17 protein-coding genes are annotated in these 18,439 nt (G+C 72.8%); 12 read left to right on the top strand and 5 right to left on the bottom strand.

Annotation, left to right across the window (positions count from 1 at the left end):
• Positions 1–22: 22 nt before the first annotated feature.
• On the bottom strand, positions 23–901 hold the full coding sequence (gene ddaH, locus ACIOSR_RS10095) for a dimethylargininase (protein ID WP_402752532.1): 879 nt from the start codon (positions 899–901) through the stop codon (positions 23–25).
• Between the two features lie 102 nt (positions 902–1,003).
• Between ddaH and ACIOSR_RS10100 the strand changes: the two genes are divergently transcribed.
• Positions 1,004–1,441: an Lrp/AsnC family transcriptional regulator gene (locus ACIOSR_RS10100; protein ID WP_043593232.1), complete on the top strand. Its 438-nt coding sequence runs from the start codon at positions 1,004–1,006 to the stop codon at positions 1,439–1,441.
• A 129-nt stretch (positions 1,442–1,570) separates the two neighbouring features.
• Here the strand turns inward: ACIOSR_RS10100 and ACIOSR_RS10105 are convergent, their stop codons facing one another.
• On the bottom strand, positions 1,571–5,191 hold the full coding sequence (locus ACIOSR_RS10105; protein WP_402752533.1) for a proline dehydrogenase family protein: 3,621 nt from the start codon (positions 5,189–5,191) through the stop codon (positions 1,571–1,573).
• A 41-nt stretch (positions 5,192–5,232) separates the two neighbouring features.
• Here ACIOSR_RS10105 and ACIOSR_RS10110 point away from each other — a divergent pair, with 41 nt between their 5' ends.
• Positions 5,233–5,703, top strand: coding sequence for a MarR family winged helix-turn-helix transcriptional regulator (locus ACIOSR_RS10110; protein WP_402752534.1), 471 nt, complete (start codon positions 5,233–5,235; stop codon positions 5,701–5,703).
• A 104-nt stretch (positions 5,704–5,807) separates the two neighbouring features.
• Here ACIOSR_RS10110 and ACIOSR_RS10115 read toward each other — a convergent pair whose 3' ends face one another.
• A complete protein-coding gene (locus ACIOSR_RS10115; RefSeq protein ID WP_402752535.1) occupies positions 5,808–6,770 on the bottom strand; it encodes a DNA-3-methyladenine glycosylase family protein in 963 nt (320 codons plus the stop codon).
• A gap of 121 nt (positions 6,771–6,891) precedes the next feature.
• Between ACIOSR_RS10115 and ACIOSR_RS10120 the strand changes: the two genes are divergently transcribed.
• Positions 6,892–7,629 carry a sugar transferase gene (locus ACIOSR_RS10120; RefSeq protein ID WP_402752536.1) on the top strand — a complete coding sequence of 246 codons (738 nt, stop codon included), beginning with the start codon at positions 6,892–6,894 and terminating at the stop codon, positions 7,627–7,629.
• 62 nt (positions 7,630–7,691) lie between these two features.
• Entirely contained in the window at positions 7,692–8,702 is a 1,011-nt protein-coding gene (locus ACIOSR_RS10125; RefSeq protein WP_402752537.1) for an LCP family protein, read from the top strand.
• Here the strand turns inward: ACIOSR_RS10125 and ACIOSR_RS10130 are convergent.
• Positions 8,683–10,080 carry a GntR family transcriptional regulator gene (locus ACIOSR_RS10130; RefSeq protein ID WP_402752538.1) on the bottom strand — a complete coding sequence of 466 codons (1,398 nt, stop codon included), beginning with the start codon at positions 10,078–10,080 and terminating at the stop codon, positions 8,683–8,685. The two genes, ACIOSR_RS10125 and ACIOSR_RS10130, sit on opposite strands and share 20 nt — an antisense overlap.
• 101 nt (positions 10,081–10,181) lie before the next feature.
• Here ACIOSR_RS10130 and ACIOSR_RS10135 point away from each other — a divergent pair, with 101 nt between their 5' ends.
• On the top strand, positions 10,182–11,090 hold the full coding sequence (locus tag ACIOSR_RS10135; protein ID WP_173153945.1) for a rhodanese-related sulfurtransferase: 909 nt from the start codon (positions 10,182–10,184) through the stop codon (positions 11,088–11,090).
• Positions 11,091–11,123: 33 nt separating this feature from the next.
• Complete coding sequence (locus ACIOSR_RS10140) at positions 11,124–11,609, top strand: pyridoxamine 5'-phosphate oxidase family protein (RefSeq protein ID WP_056044110.1); 486 nt, start codon at positions 11,124–11,126, stop codon at positions 11,607–11,609.
• 82 nt (positions 11,610–11,691) lie between these two features.
• Here ACIOSR_RS10140 and ACIOSR_RS10145 read toward each other — a convergent pair whose 3' ends face one another.
• Positions 11,692–12,396, bottom strand: coding sequence for a hypothetical protein (locus tag ACIOSR_RS10145; protein WP_402752539.1), 705 nt, complete (start codon positions 12,394–12,396; stop codon positions 11,692–11,694).
• A 142-nt stretch (positions 12,397–12,538) separates the two neighbouring features.
• On the opposite strand from ACIOSR_RS10145, the gene ACIOSR_RS10150 reads away from it, so the two are divergent.
• The 6 genes from ACIOSR_RS10150 to ACIOSR_RS10175 all read left to right on the top strand — a co-directional run bounded on the left by ACIOSR_RS10150 (position 12,539) and on the right by ACIOSR_RS10175 (position 18,223).
• Complete coding sequence (locus ACIOSR_RS10150) at positions 12,539–13,564, top strand: 6-phosphofructokinase (RefSeq protein ID WP_056044114.1); 1,026 nt, start codon at positions 12,539–12,541, stop codon at positions 13,562–13,564.
• 81 nt (positions 13,565–13,645) lie between these two features.
• On the top strand, positions 13,646–14,155 hold the full coding sequence (locus ACIOSR_RS10155) for a hypothetical protein (RefSeq protein WP_402752540.1): 510 nt from the start codon (positions 13,646–13,648) through the stop codon (positions 14,153–14,155).
• A gap of 11 nt (positions 14,156–14,166) precedes the next feature.
• On the top strand, positions 14,167–15,564 hold the full coding sequence (locus ACIOSR_RS10160; protein ID WP_056044120.1) for an SPFH domain-containing protein: 1,398 nt from the start codon (positions 14,167–14,169) through the stop codon (positions 15,562–15,564).
• 24 nt (positions 15,565–15,588) lie between these two features.
• Complete coding sequence (locus ACIOSR_RS10165) at positions 15,589–16,569, top strand: MDR family oxidoreductase (RefSeq protein ID WP_402752541.1); 981 nt, start codon at positions 15,589–15,591, stop codon at positions 16,567–16,569.
• A gap of 149 nt (positions 16,570–16,718) precedes the next feature.
• Complete coding sequence (locus tag ACIOSR_RS10170) at positions 16,719–17,408, top strand: GntR family transcriptional regulator (RefSeq protein ID WP_123571143.1); 690 nt, start codon at positions 16,719–16,721, stop codon at positions 17,406–17,408.
• Entirely contained in the window at positions 17,405–18,223 is an 819-nt protein-coding gene (locus ACIOSR_RS10175) for an ABC transporter ATP-binding protein (RefSeq protein ID WP_402752542.1), read from the top strand. The genes ACIOSR_RS10170 and ACIOSR_RS10175 overlap by 4 nt, the downstream gene beginning before the upstream one ends.
• Positions 18,224–18,439: the final 216 nt, after the last annotated feature.

The following is an 18,439-nucleotide window of genomic DNA, read 5'->3' on the forward strand; positions in this document are numbered from 1 at the left end:
GCCGGGTGGTCAGGCTCGACCCTCAGCGACGCAGCTCGAGGGTGCAGCACTTGACGCCGCCGCCGCCGAGCAGCAGCTCGGAGAGGTCGACGCCGATCGGGTTGTAGCCGCGCTCGCGCAGCTGACGCTCGAAGCCGGTCGCCCGGGCGGCGATCACGACGTTGTGGCCGTCCGAGTACGAGTTCAGTCCGAGGATGGCGGCGTCCTCCTCGCTGACGAGGATCGCGTCGGGGAAGCGCTGCCGCAGGATCGCGAGCGACGCGTCGTCGAACGCGCTCTCGAGGTACGCGATGGTGTGGCGGCCGTCCACCGGCTCGGGGTCGAGCACGGCGATGGCGGTGTCGAGGTGGTAGAAGCTCGGGTTGACGAGCGTGAGGCTGACGACCTCGCGCCCGAAGACGCGGCCGATCTCGTCGTGCGAGCTCGAGTCGCTGCGGAAGCCCGTGCCGGCCAGGATGACGTCGCCGACCAGCAGGAAGTCCCCTTCGCCCTCGTTGGTCTCGGAGGGCTCGGCGACCTCGAAGCCCGCCGAGGCGAACCACCGCATGTAGGCCGGGCCCTCGGCCTGGCGCTCGGGGTAGGTGAAGCGCGCGCCGTAGGCGACGCCGTCGAGGACGAAGCCGCCGTTGGCCGCGTAGACCATGTCCGGCAGACCCGGTTCGGGGTCGATAAGCTCGACGTCGAATCCGAGGCCGACGTAGGTGTCGTAGAGGGTCTGCCATTGGGCCAGCGCCAGCGAGGTGTCGGTCGGCGTGGTGGGGTCCATCCACGGGTTGATCTTGTAGCTGACGGTGAAGTGCTCGGGCCGACACATCAAGATGGTGCGGTGGCTGGCCACGCGGGACGAGGCCCCCACGGCGGTCGCATCGGGCAGGTCGGTGGGTTCGATCGTCAGGCTCACCGGATCAGTGTCACATCGTGGGCGCGCACGAGGCCGAGCTCTCACGCACTTTTCTTGCGTATTTGTCAGCTCTGGTGCAGCATTCCGGCGTATGATGTCGTGGTGGACAATCTCGACTACGGCATCATCGACCTCCTGCGCCAGAACGCCCGCGCAGGGTACGGCGACATCGGCGCCTCGGTCGGCCTCAGCGCGTCGGCGGTGAAGCGCCGCGTCGACCGCCTCGTCGCCGACGGGGTCATCAAGGGGTTCACCGTCCAGGTCGACCCCGCCGTCGACGGGCTCGGCACCGAGGCCTACGTCGAGCTGTTCTGCCGTGGCACCGTCTCGCCCCAAGAACTGCAGCGCATCCTCGGAACGGTGCCCGAGGTCGTCGACGCCGGCACGGTGACCGGCAGCGCCGACGCCATCGTCCACATGCGCAGCCGCGACATCCCGTCGCTCGAGGAGGCCCTCGAACGCGTGCGCAACGCCCCGAACGTCGACCACACCCGCAGCGCGATCGTGCTCTCGAAGCTCATCAGCCGCCGCTCGGCCTGAGGCACGGCCCTGCGGTCGGAGGCTCAGGTCGGGCGGTCGGCCGGTCGATGCCGCAGGCCGGCCCGACCCGCAGATCGGCCCGACCCGCACGCCGGTCAGAGTCGCAGATCGGCCCGACCCGCAGGCCGGTCAGAGTCGCAGGTCGGCCAGCGTGGGGTCGAGGCGTCCGTACCGGTGTGCCGTCAGCGAGACCGACTGCTCTCGCAGGAACGTCAGCAGTTCGATCCGCCCCTCCTCGGTCACCTCGCCCGACGAGATCGCGACGTCGGGGCTGCCCCGCAGGGCCCGGGTCAGCTCGGTGGGGTCTCCGCCGATCGTCCGGATGCGCAGGCCGCGGTAGGCCGCGACCGCCTCGGGTGACGGAGCCGGTCTCGAGTCGTCGACCCGCGCCTCCTCGGTGGAGGCCCGCTCGCCCCCGGCGGCCTCGGCCAGCAGGTCGAGCACGTCCGGGCCGGCCACCTCGGCCGTGGGGCCCTGCAGCGCCCCCGCGGCCGCCCGCGCGACGAACGCCTCGTCGCTCTCGACGACGACGTCGCGCACCCGCACCGGCGACGAGGAGGCGCGCCACAGGTGCACGAGACCCGCCGGCAGCGGCACGGCCGAGCTGATGGTCAGGGTCGACCCCGCCCGTGCCCCGGCGGCGACGAGCCGGACGACAGCCGTCGGATCAGCCCCGGCGGAGAGTCGCAGCGTGACGGGGTGCGGACGGTAGCGGAGCACGTTGCGCTGGACGACGAGGCCGGTGACGTCACGGGCCAGGCCGAACTCGGACTGCCAGGCGCGCTGGTCGCTCTCGACGGCCGTCCGCAGCGAGTCGAACTGCTCGAACGACAGGGTGGGTCGGGCCGCGTCGACGAGACGGGTGACCCCCTCGGAGACGTCGTGCAGGCGCAGGGAGGGGCGCGGCTCGTGGGGACGGTGGCGCCAGGCCCCCTGGCCGATCAGGGCGTTCGGGCCGCCGGGCTTGAGACCCCGACCGATCGCCCGTCGACCCCACCCGCCGGGGGGCCTGCGCCGGACCCGGGCGCCCGTCGTCGGACCGCCGACGACGAGGTCTCCGGCCCGCACGGTGTGCAGCCACTCGTCGATCTCGTCGACGTCGAGGGAGTGCAGACCCGCCACGTCACCGCCGTTCTCGGCGTTCTGCACCGCGATCGCCTCGGCCAGGGTCTCGACCGGGACGAGGCCGACGACGGGGACCGCGTGCGAGCGGGAGGCGAAGGCACCGCGGGCGTCGACGCCGTCGCGCACGCCCGGCGAGCAGAGGGCCCCGGTCTCGTCGAGGGGACGCGGCTCGAGCAGCCACGACTCGCCGGGGCCGAGCACGGTCAGGACGTCGAGCTCGGACCCGGTCGGGGTGGAGGCGAGCGGGCCCATCACGGTGGCGACGTCGTCGGCCGGACCCACGACGACCGCCTCGAAGGCCTCGCGCAGCAGGCGACGGAACGTCTCACCGTGACCGACGGACCCGACGGCCAGCACCAGGTCGAGGGCTCCGTGACCACGGCCGGCGTGGTCGACGACGCTGGCGACGACGTCGGCGGCGGCGAGCTCGAGGTCGGCCGACGGGGTCACGACGAGCGAGGTGACCCCCCGGGTCCGCACGACGAGGTCGAGGTCGGGGCGCGCGTCGCGGAGGCCGACGGCCGTCTCGACCGCCCCGTGCGCGACCACCCGGTCGACCAGCGGGTGCGTCAGCAGGGCGCGTTCGTGGTCGGAGTCGTCCGCGACGACGAGGGCCAGGAGCGAGTCCGGGACGCCGACCGCCCAGAGCGCCTCCGCGACGACGGCGACCGCCCGCCGCCGGCTCCGGGGCAACAAGACGACGACCGCGCTGCCGGCGCCGAACGCCGCGAGCACCCCTTCGACCGTTCCGGCGACGGGCGTGACGAGGTCGGGCACGACGACCGTCAGCCGCGGGGGCCGGTGCTCGGCCGTGTCGACCGCCGCGAGCCCTCGGGTCAGGACGGCCAGACGGTGGGCCGAGTCGACGGCTGCACCGACCTCGTGGTCGGCCTCGGACAGGGTCGAACCGGACTCGCTGACGGACACCTCGACCAGGCGCGAACGCCGCAGGGCGAGCTCGCGGCCCGCCAGGTCGAGCAGCTCGGCGCGGGTCTCGGGGTCTTGGCCGCCCCAGGCCCCACCGGCCGAGGAGGCGCGGGTCACCATCGCCACGAGGGAGTCGTCGTCGAGGGCGCCGCCTTCCGAAGAGGTGGGCCCGAGGGAGGGGGCCGCGTCGGCGGTCTCGCTGCCGGCGACCGACCGGCGGGCGCGCCCGAGCACGCCTCGGGCCCACCTCCGGTTGCCGTCGAGCGAGGGATCCGTGTCGGCCTCGGCCACGAAGTCGACGACGTGGTCGGGGCCCTCGTCGAGCGGGCCCGACCGGTCTCGACGGCGCCGGGGCACGGAGGGCAGATCGCCGACGGCCGCCACGGCGCGGTCGTGCCGACGAGCCTCTCGCGCGAACGCCGCCTCGTGGTCGACGTCGAGGGCACTCGAGAGGAATCCCTCGGGGTCGGCGAGCGCGTCGAGTCGGCCCACCAGGTGTCGCACGGCGGAGTCGAACTCGCCGGAGACGGTCACCGGCACCAGGAGGACGAGCGACCCGAGCTCGGAGCGGACGACCTCGGCGAGCCCGGGTGCGGCCCCCAGCCACATCTCGACGTCGAGCAGGTGGTCGGTGCCGTGGCGACGGGCGACCGTGACGGCATGGGCCAGGTCGAAGACGTCGTGCCCGGCGAGGCCGACCCGGGCGACCGCGGCGTTCTCGGGCCTCAGCGCGAACTCGACCAGCCGGAGGTGGCTCGCGTCGGTCTCGTGCTTGGCCTCGAAGGTGACGACGGGCCAGTCGTGCAGGCGTGCGTCGACGATCTCGTCGAGTCGCGACCCGCCCTTCACCAGCCGGACCGAGATCGGCGCGCCGCCCCGGTCGACGCGGTCACGGGCCCAGTCGGTGAGCAACCTCAGCGAGTCGAGCGCCTCGGGGACGTACGACTGGACGACGATGCCCGCCGTCACCGCCTCGAGCCCGGGTCGGTCGAGCAGTCGCGTGAAGACGTCGATCGTGAGGTCGACGTCGGCGTGCCGGTCGACGCCGAGGGTGAGGAGCGTGCCCGTCGACGCCGCCAGCTCGACCAGGGGCCGGAGCCTCGACTCGGCGAGGTCGCTCGTCTCGTCGAAGGCCCAGGGCGAGGTGGGGCCGACGAGCTCGCGGACGGTCGTCGTGACGCGCTCGACGTCGGGCCGCTCGATCAGGGCCCGGACCGCGGCGACCCGGCGCTCGGCCTGGGTCGGCCCCGACACCGTGGGCCCCCAGGCGGTGACGTCGAGCCGGACGCCGTCGCCGCGCAGACCCGTGAGGGCCTGCGCGAGCTTCTCGGGTGGCGCGTCGACGAGCAGGTGCCCGACCATGTGGCGCAGCGTCCGCCGCGCGACCGGCATGATCGGCTTGGGTGCGATCGGACCGAAGCCCCCACCGAACGAGATCGCCGCCCGGAGGTGCCAGGGCAGCAGGGCCGGCGTGCGTCGGCTGAGCGACTCGAGCGCCGATGCGCCCGCCCGGTCGTCCCCGGGGCGGACGACGCGGTCGGCGAAGTCGCGGGCGAAGTCGAGGCCGCGGGGGTCGCGCAGCACGTCGGTCAGACGGGCGGCCGGACCCTGCACGGGGACGGCACGCGCGGCGTCCCACCAGCGGCGGGCTGTCTCGACGGTCTGCTGCGTGACTTCGTCGGCGTGCACATCGGACATGGGTCGAGGATATGCCGCGCCACCGTCCCTACACTGGGCGAATGGCCGACGAACTCACCGACGAGGAGTGGGTCGTCTGGGACTCCTTCTACGCCATGAGACGGCGCCTCGACCGGGCCCTCGAGCTCCGTCTGCAGAGCGATTCGGGCGTGTCCGCCCCCGAGTACGAGATCCTCGTCGGCCTGGGCCGGAGCAGCGACCGACGCTCGCGCGTGCGGGACATCGCCGAGCAGATCGGCTGGGAGAAGAGCCGGGTCAGCCACCAGGTCACCCGCATGGAGCGCCGGGGGCTGGTGCGCCGCACCGAGTGCGCGTCCGACGCGCGGGGCACCTGGGTCGAGCTGACGCCCGACGGCCGCCGGGCCATGCTCGCGGCGACCCGGGGGCACACGGCCGCCATCAAGAGGTACTTCACTGACGTGCTCGAGACGGACGCCGAGGTCGTCCGGGCGTTCTCGGGTCGCGTGCTCCAGGCGATCGGCACGGACGCGTCGCCCGACGCCCAGGCCTGACCCGCGCCTCCTCTGCGTCCCGACGCGGACGCGCGGTCGTCGCGGCCACCTCGGTCATCGCGGCCGTCTCGGCCGTGCCGGCCGTGCCGGCCGTGCCGGCCGCGTCAGTGGAAGCGGTGGTCCTGGATGGTCATGCGCGGGCCGAACCTCGGCTTCGAGAAGCCGCTGCCCGTGATCAACCGCATGACGCGTTCACGGTGGCCGCGCCACGGCTCGAGCAGCTCGAGCATGCCGTCGTCGTCCACGGGACGGCCGATGAGCGCCCATCCGACCACGGCGGGCAGGTGGTAGTCGCCCACGCTGGGGCTGTCGGGGTCGCCGTGCGCACGCTGCGTCGTCTCGGCGGCGGTCCAGACGCCCACGCCGGGGATCGACCGGAGGCGCGTCGCGACCTCGTCGCCACCCCGACCGACGGCGAGCGTGCGTTCTAGTGCCGGCGCCACCGCACAGACCCTCATGACGGTCGCCGATCGCTGCGGCCCGACGCCGGCCCGGTGCCACTCCCAGCTGGGGATGCGGCGCCAGCCCTGGGCGTCCGGCGGCACGACGAGCCCCTCGGGTGCCGGACCCGGCGCCGGCGTGCCGTGTCGACGCACGAGCTGCCGCCACGCACGCCAGGCCTCGACGCTCGTGACCTTCTGCTCGAGGATCGCCGGGACGACGGCCTGCAGCACGAGGTTGGTGCGGGTCAGGCGGAGCCCCGGTTGCCGCCGACGGGCGTCGGCCAGGAACTCGTTCGTCGTGACGTCGAGCCCCGACCAGTCGTCGCCGCGGCCCAGCAGCTCGGGCACGTGCTCGATCGCCCAGACGGCTCCCGGCCCCCACGCGTCGGCGCGGACGGACGAGGAGGCGCGGCTCGCCGACACGCAGAGCGTCGCCTCGCCCGCCGGGGTGCGCAGGGCGAGCCACGTCCGGTCGCCGTCGACCCGGAACGAGGGATCGCCCGAGCCGCGACCCAGGGGCCGCAGGGTGGCCCGGACGTCCACCGGGCGTGCCGACGAGTAGACCATCCCGAGCCGTCGGTCGTCCGCGTCGGGAGCGGCCCCCGTGCGCTCGAGCTGATCCATGTCGCGATGGTAGACGCTCCCGCCGACAACCCCTCTTGCGTCATGGTTCATGTCTGTGTGATATTTTATGCGTCGGCCATCCGCCGCCCGTGCACGAGACGAGAGACACCGAGCAGACCCGATGACGATCACCACGAGACCCCTGTCCGCACCCGCAGGTGCACGCGTCACCTCCTCCGCGCCCGGCCGACCGAACCGCCACCACCAGGGCGATGCCCACGGTCCCGACGTCGCCCCGGCCGCTCCCCCGGTCCGGCGGGCCGCCGCCCGTCGGGCCAAGCGGGCGATCGACGTGGTCGGGGCCGTCGCCGCTCTGACCACCCTCGCTCCCGCGCTCGCCCTCGTCGCCCTGGCGGTGCGACTCGACAGCCGCGGCCCGGTCCTCTACCGCCAAGAACGCTGTGGGCTCGACGGCCGGACCTTCGAGATGCTGAAGTTCCGATCGATGGCCGACTCCGATCGGGCCGTCGCGATCATGCCCGAGGCGAACGACGCCGACGGGCCGCTGTTCAAGCTCCGCATCGATCCGCGTGTGACCCGGGTCGGCCGCGTGCTCCGCAGGCACTCGCTCGACGAGCTGCCGCAGCTGGTGAACGTGCTGCGGGGCGAGATGAGCCTGGTCGGGCCGCGCCCGGCCCTGCCGCGAGAGGTCGCCCAGTACTGCAGCCGCGCCCGCCAGCGCCTGACGGTGCTGCCGGGGCTGACCGGCCCGTGGCAGGTGGGGGGCCGCTCCGACCTCGACTGGGACGCCGGGCTCGACCTCGACCTCGGCTACGTCCACGGCTGGACGCCGACGACCGATGCGCGGCTGCTCGTGCAGACGATCGGCGCCGTCGTCCGGCCCTCCGGCGCGTACTGAGCGAGACGCGGCACGCGTTCCCCGGACCCGACCGCCGACCAGACCCCCGAAGCGGAGCCACCATGACCGACCACCGTGCCCGCCGACGACGCCGCTCGTTCTTCCGACGCCACCGTCTCGCCATGACGAGCCTGCTCGTGCTGGTCGGCGTCGTGATCACGGGGGTCGGGGCCCTGGCGATCTTCGGTCTCACCACGATCCGGTCGGCCGAGGACGCCCTCGACGACGTCGGTACCCTGACCGACTACGCGGGCCGCCCCGCCCCCGCCACCGACGGCTCCGTCAACCTGCTGCTCCTCGGGTCGGACAGCCGCGAGCCCGTCGACGACCGCGACCTCGCGGGCTCCGGGCCGCGACGGGCGGACACGATCATGGTCGCCCACATCGCCGCGGACCGTCACTCCGTCGAGCTCGTGTCGATCCCCCGCGACACCTGGGTCGAGGTGCCGGGCCACGGCCAGGCCAAGGTCAACGCCGCCCTGGCCTGGGGCGGCGTCCCACTCCAGACCCGGACGATCGAGGCGTTGACGGGCGCACGCATCGACCACGCCGCCGTCGTCGACTTCGGCGGCGTCGAATCGATCGTCGCGACGTTGGGTGCCGTGACCGTGCAGAACGACGTCGAGTTCCGTCGAGGAGATCGCGTCTTCGCCGAGGGAGCCGTCACCCTCGACGGTCCGAGCGCTCTCGAGTACGTGCGCGAGCGCTACGCCTTCGCCGACGGCGACTTCCAGCGCATGCGCAATCAACGAGCCCTGGTGGCCGGCATCACCGACCGCCTGGTCAGCACGCGCACCCTGACCGATCCGGCGCGCGTCTCGGCGTTCGTCGAGACCACTGCCGGTCACATCGGGGTGGACAGCTCGTGGACCACGAGCGACATGATCGGCCTCGGCCTCTCGCTGAGGCAGCTCCGACCGTCCGACGTGACGTCCTTCACGATGCCCGTCTCGGGCACCGGCACGTCACCCGACGGGCAATCGATCGTCGTCGTCGACGACTCGATGCTCGACGACCTCCGTCGGGCGTTCGCCGACGACGACCTCGAGGCGCTCAGCCCCCCTGCGGGCTGAGCGAACGGATCAGAGCGGCTGCTGCCGGGCCCCAGCCGCCACCCGTCGCACCGGGCGACACCCGCACGGCATCCGAGAACGTCCGCCACGAGCTCGGCGGCAGTCCGAATCCGCACGAGATCACCCCGTGGACCAGACGGGGCTCGAGGATGTCGAGTTCGCGGGACAGCGCCGGTGATCGTTCGACCGAGGCGAGTCGTCTGACCGCGGTGCCCAGGCAGGTCAGGGTCGTCAGGGTCGCCGGGGCCCCTTCGGACCTCGTCGCCAAGGGGAGCAGTCGGCTCGTCACCGCCGCGATCTCGGCCCGGTCGGCGCTGCCGCCCGTCGGGTGTCGATCGGCCGACCACGACACGAGTCGTGCGTACAGGTCGCGGGCGGCGACGACGTCGGGGACCTCGGGGCGAGCGACCCGCGTGTAGCGGTTCGGAGCCATGTCGACGAGGCCCCTCTCGTCGAGCCGCTCGAGAGCGGAACGGACGGGAGTCCGCGAGACGCCCAGCCAGGTGGTGAGTTCGTCGTCGGCGAGCCTCTCGCCGGGCGTCAGGGTGCCGTCCAGGATCGCGACGAGGATCATCCGGTAGACGTCGTCGCTCAGGCGTGGTCGGACGAGGGGCGCGCGGGCGCCGGCCCTCGTGACGTCGTCACCCCGGGCGAGGACGCGACGGCCCTCGACGACGGCGGACGCCCCGCGCGGATCGGACGACCCGACCCGGGCGACGTCGGGCGGGTCGAGCCTCGCGGTGACCTGCTCGCACGCCTCGGCCGCGGCGTCGACCAGCCCGCCGCCGAGTGACCGACGAACCTCGACGAACACGTCGGCGACGACGTCGAGATCGTCGGCGGACAGCTCTCGGAGGTGATGACGCAGGGGCAGCGTCAGACGTCGTGCGTGTCGGACGGCGAGGCGGCCGAACACGTGGTCGTCGACGGCCGACCACACCGCCGCCCAGGAGTCACCGACCGCGTCGACCTCCTCGACGGAACCATCCGCCGAGGAGGAACGAGCGCGGCAGTCGGCGACGAGGCCCGACAGGCGTCGATCGAGCCCGGCTCGTTCGTCGTGACCCGCCGACGCGACGACGGCCGCGAGCAGGGCGCACCCGACCGCCAGGAGGTCGACGGCGACCTCGCGGCGAGGGACCACGACGCTCGTCGCCCTCCGCGCCGAGATCTCGGCCAGTCGCACCTGCTCGAGCTTCGCGATGGCAACCCGGATCGGCGTCCGCGAGACACCGAGCCACGTCTCGCAGTCGGCGTCTCGCAGACGCTCGCCCGGTCGCAGCGTGCCGTCGAGGATCGCCGCGACCAGGTACTCGAAGACGGCGTCCTTCTGCAGGCGCCGAGGGATGACCGGACGGGCGGGGGTCGGGACGGGCATCGTCGCCTTTCGTCGGTGTCTGGAATTCCGGGTACCAGCATAAGGCATGCATGCCTCAGGCGTACGGCGCTCCCCCACCGGCCTGCCCCTAGGATCTCCTGGTGGCGACCCCGAAGATCGTGTTGTTCTATGCCTTCACACCGCTCGGCGATCCCGAGGCGATGCGTCTGTGGCAGCGCGACCTCGCCGAGTCCCTGCACCTGCGCGGGCGCGTCCTCGTGTCCCACCAGGGCCTCAACGGCACGCTCGGAGGCGACCTGCCCGACGTCAAGCGCTGGCTCAAGAAGACCCGGCAGCACCCGGCCCTGGCCGAGCTCGACGTCAAGTGGAGCGAGGGCACCGGCGACGACTTCCCCCGCCTGTCGGTCAAGGTGCGCGACGAGATCGTGACGTTCGGCGCGCCCGACGAACTGCAGGTCGACGGGTCCGGCGTGGTGGGCACCGGTGAGCGGCTGTCCCCCGACGAACTCCACGAACTCGTCGACCGTGAGCAGGTCACCTTCTTCGACGGGCGCAACGAGTACGAGTCGCGCATCGGTCGGTTCCGAGGCGCCGTGGTGCCCGACGTGGCCACGACCCGCGACTTCGTGGCCGAACTCGACAGCGGGCGCTACGACCACCTCAAGGACGAGCCCGTCGTCACCTACTGCACGGGCGGCGTGCGCTGCGAGGTGCTGTCGTCCCTCATGACGTCGCGGGGGTTCTCGCGGGTCTACCAACTCGACGGGGGTGTCGTGCGCTACGGCGAGCGCTTCGGCGACGACGGCCTGTGGGACGGTTCGCTCTACGTCTTCGACGGTCGCGGGTCGGTCGAGTTCAGCGACCACGCGGCCGTGATCGGTCGCTGCGAGGTCTGCGGCACCGCGACCAGCCGCATGCAGAACTGCGTCGAGGTGCAGTGCCGACGGCAACTGGTCGCCTGCGACGGGTGCGGTGCACGAGGCGACGTGACCTGCGACCGGCACCGCGCCTCCTCCTCCGTGACCGGCGGCGGACCTCCGGTGCTGTGACCTCGGTCGAGGCTCCGGCGTAGGGTCCCCGGCATGACTGAGACCAACGACATCAAGAAGATCGGCGAGGTCCTCGACGCGGGCCGCATCGGCATCCTCACCACGCAGAGCAGCCACGGCCACCTCGTGAGCCGGCCCCTCGCGATCGTCGATCGCGACTTCGACGGCAAGGTGTACTTCTTCACGCGCGACCCCTCCCCCAAGGTCGACGACGTCAAGGCGCACCCGCAGGTGAACGTCGCCGTCGAGACCGGCAAGGGCTACCTGTCGCTCGCGGGCAAGGCCTCGATCGTCAAGGACTCCGGGCTGATCGACGAATTGTGGACGACCGGGGCCGAGGCCTGGTTCGACAAGGGCCGCGAGGACCCGACCGTCGCACTGCTCGAGGTCGACGTCGACACGGCCGAGTACTGGGTCAGCAACGAGCCCAAGGCCGTCACCCTGTTCAAGTACGCCAAGGCCGCCGTGACCGGCGGACACCCGAAGAACGTCGCCGACACCGGCACCGTCTCGCTCTAGCCGAGGAGGCGCGGCGCGGGTCGTCCTCGACGGCCCGCGCCCCCGGCGGCGCGCGTCCCGTCGTGGTCCGTGCCTGCCCCGGTCACCCGCAGGTGACGGTCCGACCGTCGCCGTTCACGTAGTCGCCGGGACCGAGCTGGGCACAGGTCGTCGCGAGTTGCGAGTAGTAGTCGAGTGCCGCGATGGCGTACACGAGGCTCAGGACGATGACGATCGAGGCGACGACCATGCCGGTCAGCGCGAGGGTGGCCGGGCGGCCGGCGGCTCGGGCTCGTCGCGCCGCCACGATGCCGAACACCAGGCCGAGGGGCGCGAAGAAGACGCCGAAGACGATCGAGGCGATCGCGAGACCGCGGCCCTCGTCGTCGGTGCGGGGCGGCGGCGACGACCAGTCGTCGTCGGCGGGGAAGAAGTACGAGCCGAGGCCTGCGTTCTCGGCCCGGGCGTCGGGCGCGGAGCCGGTCTCGGGCACGGGACCGGGCGGCGGCGCCCAGACCTGACGACCGTCGGAGTCCCACGTCGGCGCGGCGGCCTGCTGGCCGACGGGCTGCGACGAGGGGGGCTGCGACGCCGCGGGCTGGGGGAAGAACGGCTGCTGCTGTCGCGCGGCGGGCATCGACGGTGCGCCGGAGGGGTCGAGCGGCCAACCGCGATCGGCCACGCCCGCCTCGGGGTGCACCGGGCGAGGCGGACCGAACGGGAACTCGCCCCGGTCGGGCTCGGTCGGCGCGGGCCGGGCGAACCGGGCCCACGGCGACGGCGGACGCCCCGGCTGCTCGTTGCTCATGCAGGCGAGGGTAGTACGGCCGCCTGCGCGACCGGCAGGGCGGTGACCGGGCCCGTGGACAGGTGCCGCGCCTCCTCGTGGTCCATGATGGGTCTCGACCTCGGCCCGTCGATCGGGCCCTTCGATGCGATGGAGCCCCTCGATGCGAATCGGAATCCTCACCAGCGGTGGCGACTGCCCCGGTCTCAACGCGGTCATCCGCGGTGCCGTGCTCAAGGGCACGCAGATCCACGGACAAGAGTTCGTCGGCTTCCGCGACGGCTGGCGAGGCGTCGTCGACGGCGACGTGATGCCCCTCACCCGCAAAGAGATCCAGGGCATCGCGAAACAAGGCGGCACGATCCTCGGGACGAGCCGCACGAACCCGTTCGAGGGCGACGGCGGCGTCGACCGCATCGCCGAGAACATGGAGCGCTTCGGCATCGACGCCATGATCGCCATCGGCGGCGAGGGCACCCTGGCCGCGGCCAAGCGCCTGACGGACGCGGGGCTCAAGATCGTCGGCGTGCCCAAGACCGTCGACAACGACCTCGGGGCGACCGACTACACCTTCGGCTTCGACACCGCGGTCCAGATCGCCACCGACGCCATGGACCGCCTGCGCACCACCGGCGACTCGCACAGCCGCTGCATGGTCGCCGAGGTCATGGGCCGGCACGTGGGCTGGATCGCCCTGCACTCGGGCATGGCCGCCGGTGCCCACGCGATCCTCATCCCCGAGCAGGCGACCAGCATGGACCAGATCGTCGAATGGGTGCAGTCGGCCTACGACCGGGGTCGCGCACCGCTGGTGGTCGTCGCCGAGGGCTTCGTACCCGACCACGAGAGCGACGTGCACTCCGAGCGCGGCCTGGACGCCTTCGGTCGCCCGCGCCTCGGCGGGATCGGCGAGCGACTCGCCCCCGTCATCGAGGAGCGCACGGGCATCGAGACCCGCGCCACGACGTTGGGGCACATCCAACGCGGCGGTACGCCCACGTCCTACGACCGCGTGCTCGCCACGCGACTCGGCATGGCGGCGAGCGACGCGGTGGTCGAGGGTCGCTGGGGGCGCATGGTCGCCCTGCGGGGCACCGAGATCGTCCACGTCTCGTTCGAGGAGGCCCTCGACAGCCTCAAGGTCGTCCCGCAGCACCGCTACGACGAGGCCGCGATCCTCTTCGGCTGAGGGGCGGCCGCCGGTGGGCGGTGGCGCGGGGTCCGTCGCACAGGCGATGTGCGCCCGGCCGGAGTCTGACAGTCTCGACGCATGATCACGTTCATCGTGGTGGGGGCGATCGGACTCCTGCTCCTGCTCGTCAGCATCGTCGTGGGCGACCTGCTCGACGTCGTCGACGTCGGCGACGGGCTCGTCTCGGGCGTCGCACTGGGCGCGGCCCTGGCCATCTTCGGGCTCGCCGGGGTCGTCACGTCGCAGACCGACCTCGCCGCGGGGTGGACCTACGCCGTCGCCGTCGGCATGGCCCTCGTCGCCCTCGTGCTGATCCAGCTCGTCGTCCGCCGCGTGACGCGCCGCGAGAGCGGGGGGCACTGGTCGCCCGTCGGGTTCGTCGGCGTCACGACCGAGGCCACCGGCCCGGCCGGCGGCGAGGTCCGGCTCGACGACGTCCGCGAGCTCGAGCGGCGGCTCGCGACCAGCGACGCGCGCATCGAGCGCGGCGTCCGCGTCCGCGTCGTGTCCGAGAACGGCCCGCGCGTGCAGGTCGAGGCGCTCGACGCCGGCGAGACCTCCGCGTCACGTGATCCCCAGACCAACTGAAAGGAAGCCCCGTGGACTTCATCTCCTCCAACGTCAGCGTCGTCGCCATCGTCGTCGCCGTCGTCATCGTGCTCGCCCTGCTGTCGTTCGTCGCCAGCCGCGTCCGACGCGTCCCGCCGAACGAGGCCCTGATCGTGGTCGGCCGTGGCGCCGAACGGTCCGAGGGCGGCGGCATCTCCAGCCCGCAGAAGGTCATCATCGGTGGCCGCACCTTCGTCTGGCCGATCTTCCAAGAGGGCTTCAAGCTGTCGCTCGAGCAGTACCAGACCCCGGTCGAGGTGCAGGCGATCGACGCCAACTACATCCGCACCGCCGTGAAGGCCACGGTCAACTTCAAGGTGACCGGCACCGAAGACGGGGTGCGCCGCGCCGCCCAGCGCTACCTGCTGCAGCAGCAGCAGCTCCCGGTCATCGTGCAGCAGTCGCTCGAGGGGTCGATCCGCGGTCTCATCGGCGGTCAGCCGGTCGACGACCTGGTCAAGAACTTCTCGCGCCTCGCGGCCGACGCCGTGAACGAGACGAAGGGCGAGCTCGCCGAGCTCGGCCTCCAGATCGAGACCATGAACATCCGCGAGATCGAGACGCCGGGCAGCACCTACCTCGCCGACCGTGGTCGCGCCGAGGCGGCCGTCGCCAAGCAGAACGCCGACGTGGCCGAGGCCGAGGCCGAGCGCATCGCCGCCCTGGCCCGCATCGGCAACACGCAGCAGACGGCCGAGCGTCAGCTGCAGCTCGACGTCCGCCAGGCCCAGATCAAGGCCGAGACCGACCGGGCCCAGGCCGAGGCCGCCGCCGCCGGTGAGCTCGCCCGGGCCATGCAAGACAAGCTGGTCGCCGAACAAGAGAGCATCGCCGTGGCCGAGCAGGCCAAGGTCAACCAGGAGCGACTCAACATCGAGGTGCGCCAGCCCGCCGAGGCCGCGGCCTACGCGTCCGTGCAGAACGCCGAGGCCGAGCGCGACGCGGCCAACGCCGCCGTCGAGGCCGAGGCGTTCCGCCGCACCCAGCTCGCCGACGCCGCCCGCAACGCGGCCGAGAACGAGGCCGCGGCCGTCGAGGCCGCCGGTCGCGCCGAGGCCGCGGCGATCAAGGCCAAGGGTCTCGCCGAGGCCGAGGCCGTGGACGCGCTGGCCGAGGCGCAGGGCAAGTTCGGCCAGGCGGCACTCGCCTCGCAGGTCATCTCGCGCCTGCCCGAGATCGCCCGCGAGATGGCGGCGCCGATGGGCAACATCGACGCCCTGACGGTGGTGTCGACCGACGGTGCCAACGAGCTGACCAAGTCGGTCGCCAACAACATGACGCAACTGCAGGACGTCGTGAAGGCCACGACGGGGCTCGACCTCGTCAGTGCGCTGGGCGGGTTCCTCGGGGGCAAGGCGGGAGCGTCCGGCCCCGTCGATCGCGTCTGACCGCACCCGCGTAACCTCGGTCGCATGCGTGCGATCGTGGTCGAGAAGGGCAGGGCCGCCGAGCTCCGGGAGCTCGACGAGCCGGTCGCCGGACCAGGTGACGTCGTCGTCGACGTCACCTGGTCCGGCGTCAACTACAAGGACGGTCTCGCCCTGCGCGGTGACCCTGGGGTCGCCCGGGTCGATCCTCTCGTGCCCGGCATCGACCTGGTCGGCGTCGTGGCGTCCTCGGGGTCGTCACGTTTCGCACCGGGCGACGAGGTGCTGGTCAACGGTGCGGGCCACGGCGAGACGAAGGCGGGCGGCTTCGCCGAACGCGTCGTGGTCGACCCGGGCAGCGCCGTGCTGCTCCCCCCGGGCATCGACGGGCGGCGCGCCGCCGCCATCGGCACAGCGGGTTTCACGGCGATGCTGAGCGTCCTCCGGCTCGAACGCGACGTCGGCCCCGACGACGGCGACGTCGTGGTGACCGGTGCGGCCGGAGGCGTCGGGTCGGTGGCGATCGCGGTGTTGAGCCGCCTCGGGTACTCGGTCAGCGCCTCCTCGGGTCGCCTCGCCGAGCAGGGCGACTACCTCCGCTCGCTCGGGGCCGCGGCCCTGGTCGACCGCGACGAACTGTCCGGTGCGGGGAAGCCGATGCAGCGGGCCCGCTGGGCCGGCGGCGTCGACTCGGTCGGGAGCCACACCCTCGCGACCGTCCTGGCCCAGACCCGCTGGGGTGGCACCGTCACGGCCTGCGGGCTCGCCCAGGGCGCCGACCTGCCGACGACGGTGCTGCCGTTCATCCTGCGGGGCGTGACCCTGGCCGGCGTGAACTCGGTGGAGGCACCGCTCGACCTGCGCCGGCGCGCCTGGGACCGACTGGCACGGGACCTCGACCTCGACCTCCTCGACTCGATGACCGGCGAGGTCGCCCTGGCCGACGTGATGGGCGCCGGCGAGGCGATCCTGGCGGGCCGGACCCGGGGGCGGACGGTCGTGCGCGTCGGCGGATCGCGCATCTAGAACTCCGGATCACCCATACGTACTCAGCCCTCGGGTTTATGCTCGACATGTCGGCGACCGGTTCAGGGCCGGGTCGACGAACCGACCGACCGCGGTGCCGAGCGCCGTCGACCGTCGGCACCTGACCGCAGACACGACGGAGGCCCCCGATGCCGATCCCCCAGAACGACGACCAGACGCCCGCCCCGCGCCGCCTGTTGCGCGACGTCGTCTACGACAAGATGTTCGCCGCGATCATCGACGGCACCCTCGAGTTCGGTGAGCGCCTGAACGACGACCAGCTCGTGGCCTGGCTGGGCGTCTCTCGCACTCCCGTCCGCGAGGCGATCGCCAAGCTCGCCGACCAGGCATTGGTCGACATCGAGGCCAACCGCTACACGCGCATCGTCGACCCGTCCTACGGCGAGTTCGTCGACACCGTCGACGTCGGTTACGCCGTCTGGTCCCTCTTCGTCGAGCGGGCCGTGCCCAAGCTCGACAAGGCTCAGCGTGCCGAGGTCGTCGGCCTCCTCGACACCCGGGCCAAGGCCTTCAAGGCGAAGAAGGAAGAAGACATCGCGGGCCTCGTGCGGGCCAACGAGATCCTTCTGGCCGCGGCCGACAGCGAGTCCCTGACGCGACTGTGGTCGAACACCGGCCCGCGCCTCCTGCTGCTCCTGCGTCGTCCGTCGGCCAACGGCATCTTCGACTTCCCGCAGGCGCACGCCTTCACCGTGGCGTTCCGCGACGCCGTGAAGGCGGACGACGCCGCGGCGGCCGCCGCCGTCGTGCGCGAGCAGCCCGCACGCCTGCAGGGCCTGTTCGACCAGGTGCGCGAGGCGGGCATCTACCGCGCGTGACCGTCGCCCCCTCCGTGGCCGCCCCGGTGCCGCCCGTGCTCGACGTCGTCGCTGCACGGGTGACCCGGGGCGGTCGTGATCTGCTGCACGACGTGTCGTTGCGCGTCGACTCCGGCCAGCACTGGGCGCTGATCGGCCCCAACGGAGCCGGCAAGACGACGCTGCTGACGTTGTGCGGTGCGCTCGGCCACCCGACCGCGGGCACGGTCGACGTCCTCGGCCGCCGCCTCGGGCGGGTCGAACTGAGCGAGCTGCGTCGCCACATCGGCCACGTCGATCCGCGCCATCGCATGGTCGGCGACAACACCGTCCGTGAGGTCGTGCTGACCGGCTTCACGGGCAGCAGCGACCCGGTGCCCCGCTGGGTGCCCACCGACGAGCAGGAGGCGCGGGTCGTCGACCTCGTCGCGAGCGTCGGTCTCTCGTCCCGCCTCTCGGCACGGTGGAGCGTGCTGTCCCAGGGCGAACGCGGTCGGGCGCTGATCGCCCGCGCCCTGGTGTCGCAGCCGGCCCTGCTGCTGCTCGACGAACCGGCGACGGGACTCGACGTCGCGGCGCGGGAACACCTGCTCGACACCGTCGACGAGCTGCGCACGACCCACCGCGCGATGTCCTCCGTGACGGTGACCCATCACCTCGAGGACCTGCCGAGCAGCACGTCGCACGCCCTGCTGCTGCGCGACGGCCGGGTCTTCGCCACCGGACGGGCCGACGACGTGCTGACGTCCGAGCTCGTGTCGGGCGCGTTCGACCACCCGCTCGTGGTCGATCGGGCCGGCGGCCGCTGGTCGGCCCGCGCCCGCCGCCACTGCTGACCCGCCCGGTGCATCACGGCGCCACGCGCAGCCGCTGCCGGAGTGCCCGCCACCCCGCCACCCCGCCACGATGTAAACAACCCGCCAAGAAATGATGTGGCGGGTTGTTTACCTCGTGGCGGGATGCGGCGGAGCAGGCATGGCCCCGAGTGACGGGCAGGCGAGCCCGGCGCGCAGAGTCGGCCGAGCCCCCGGCGAGCCGGAACGGAGGCGCGG

This window comes from Frigoribacterium sp. NPDC087798 (assembly GCF_044742985.1).
In the GTDB taxonomy this organism is placed as follows: Bacteria; Actinomycetota; Actinomycetes; order Actinomycetales; family Microbacteriaceae; genus Frigoribacterium.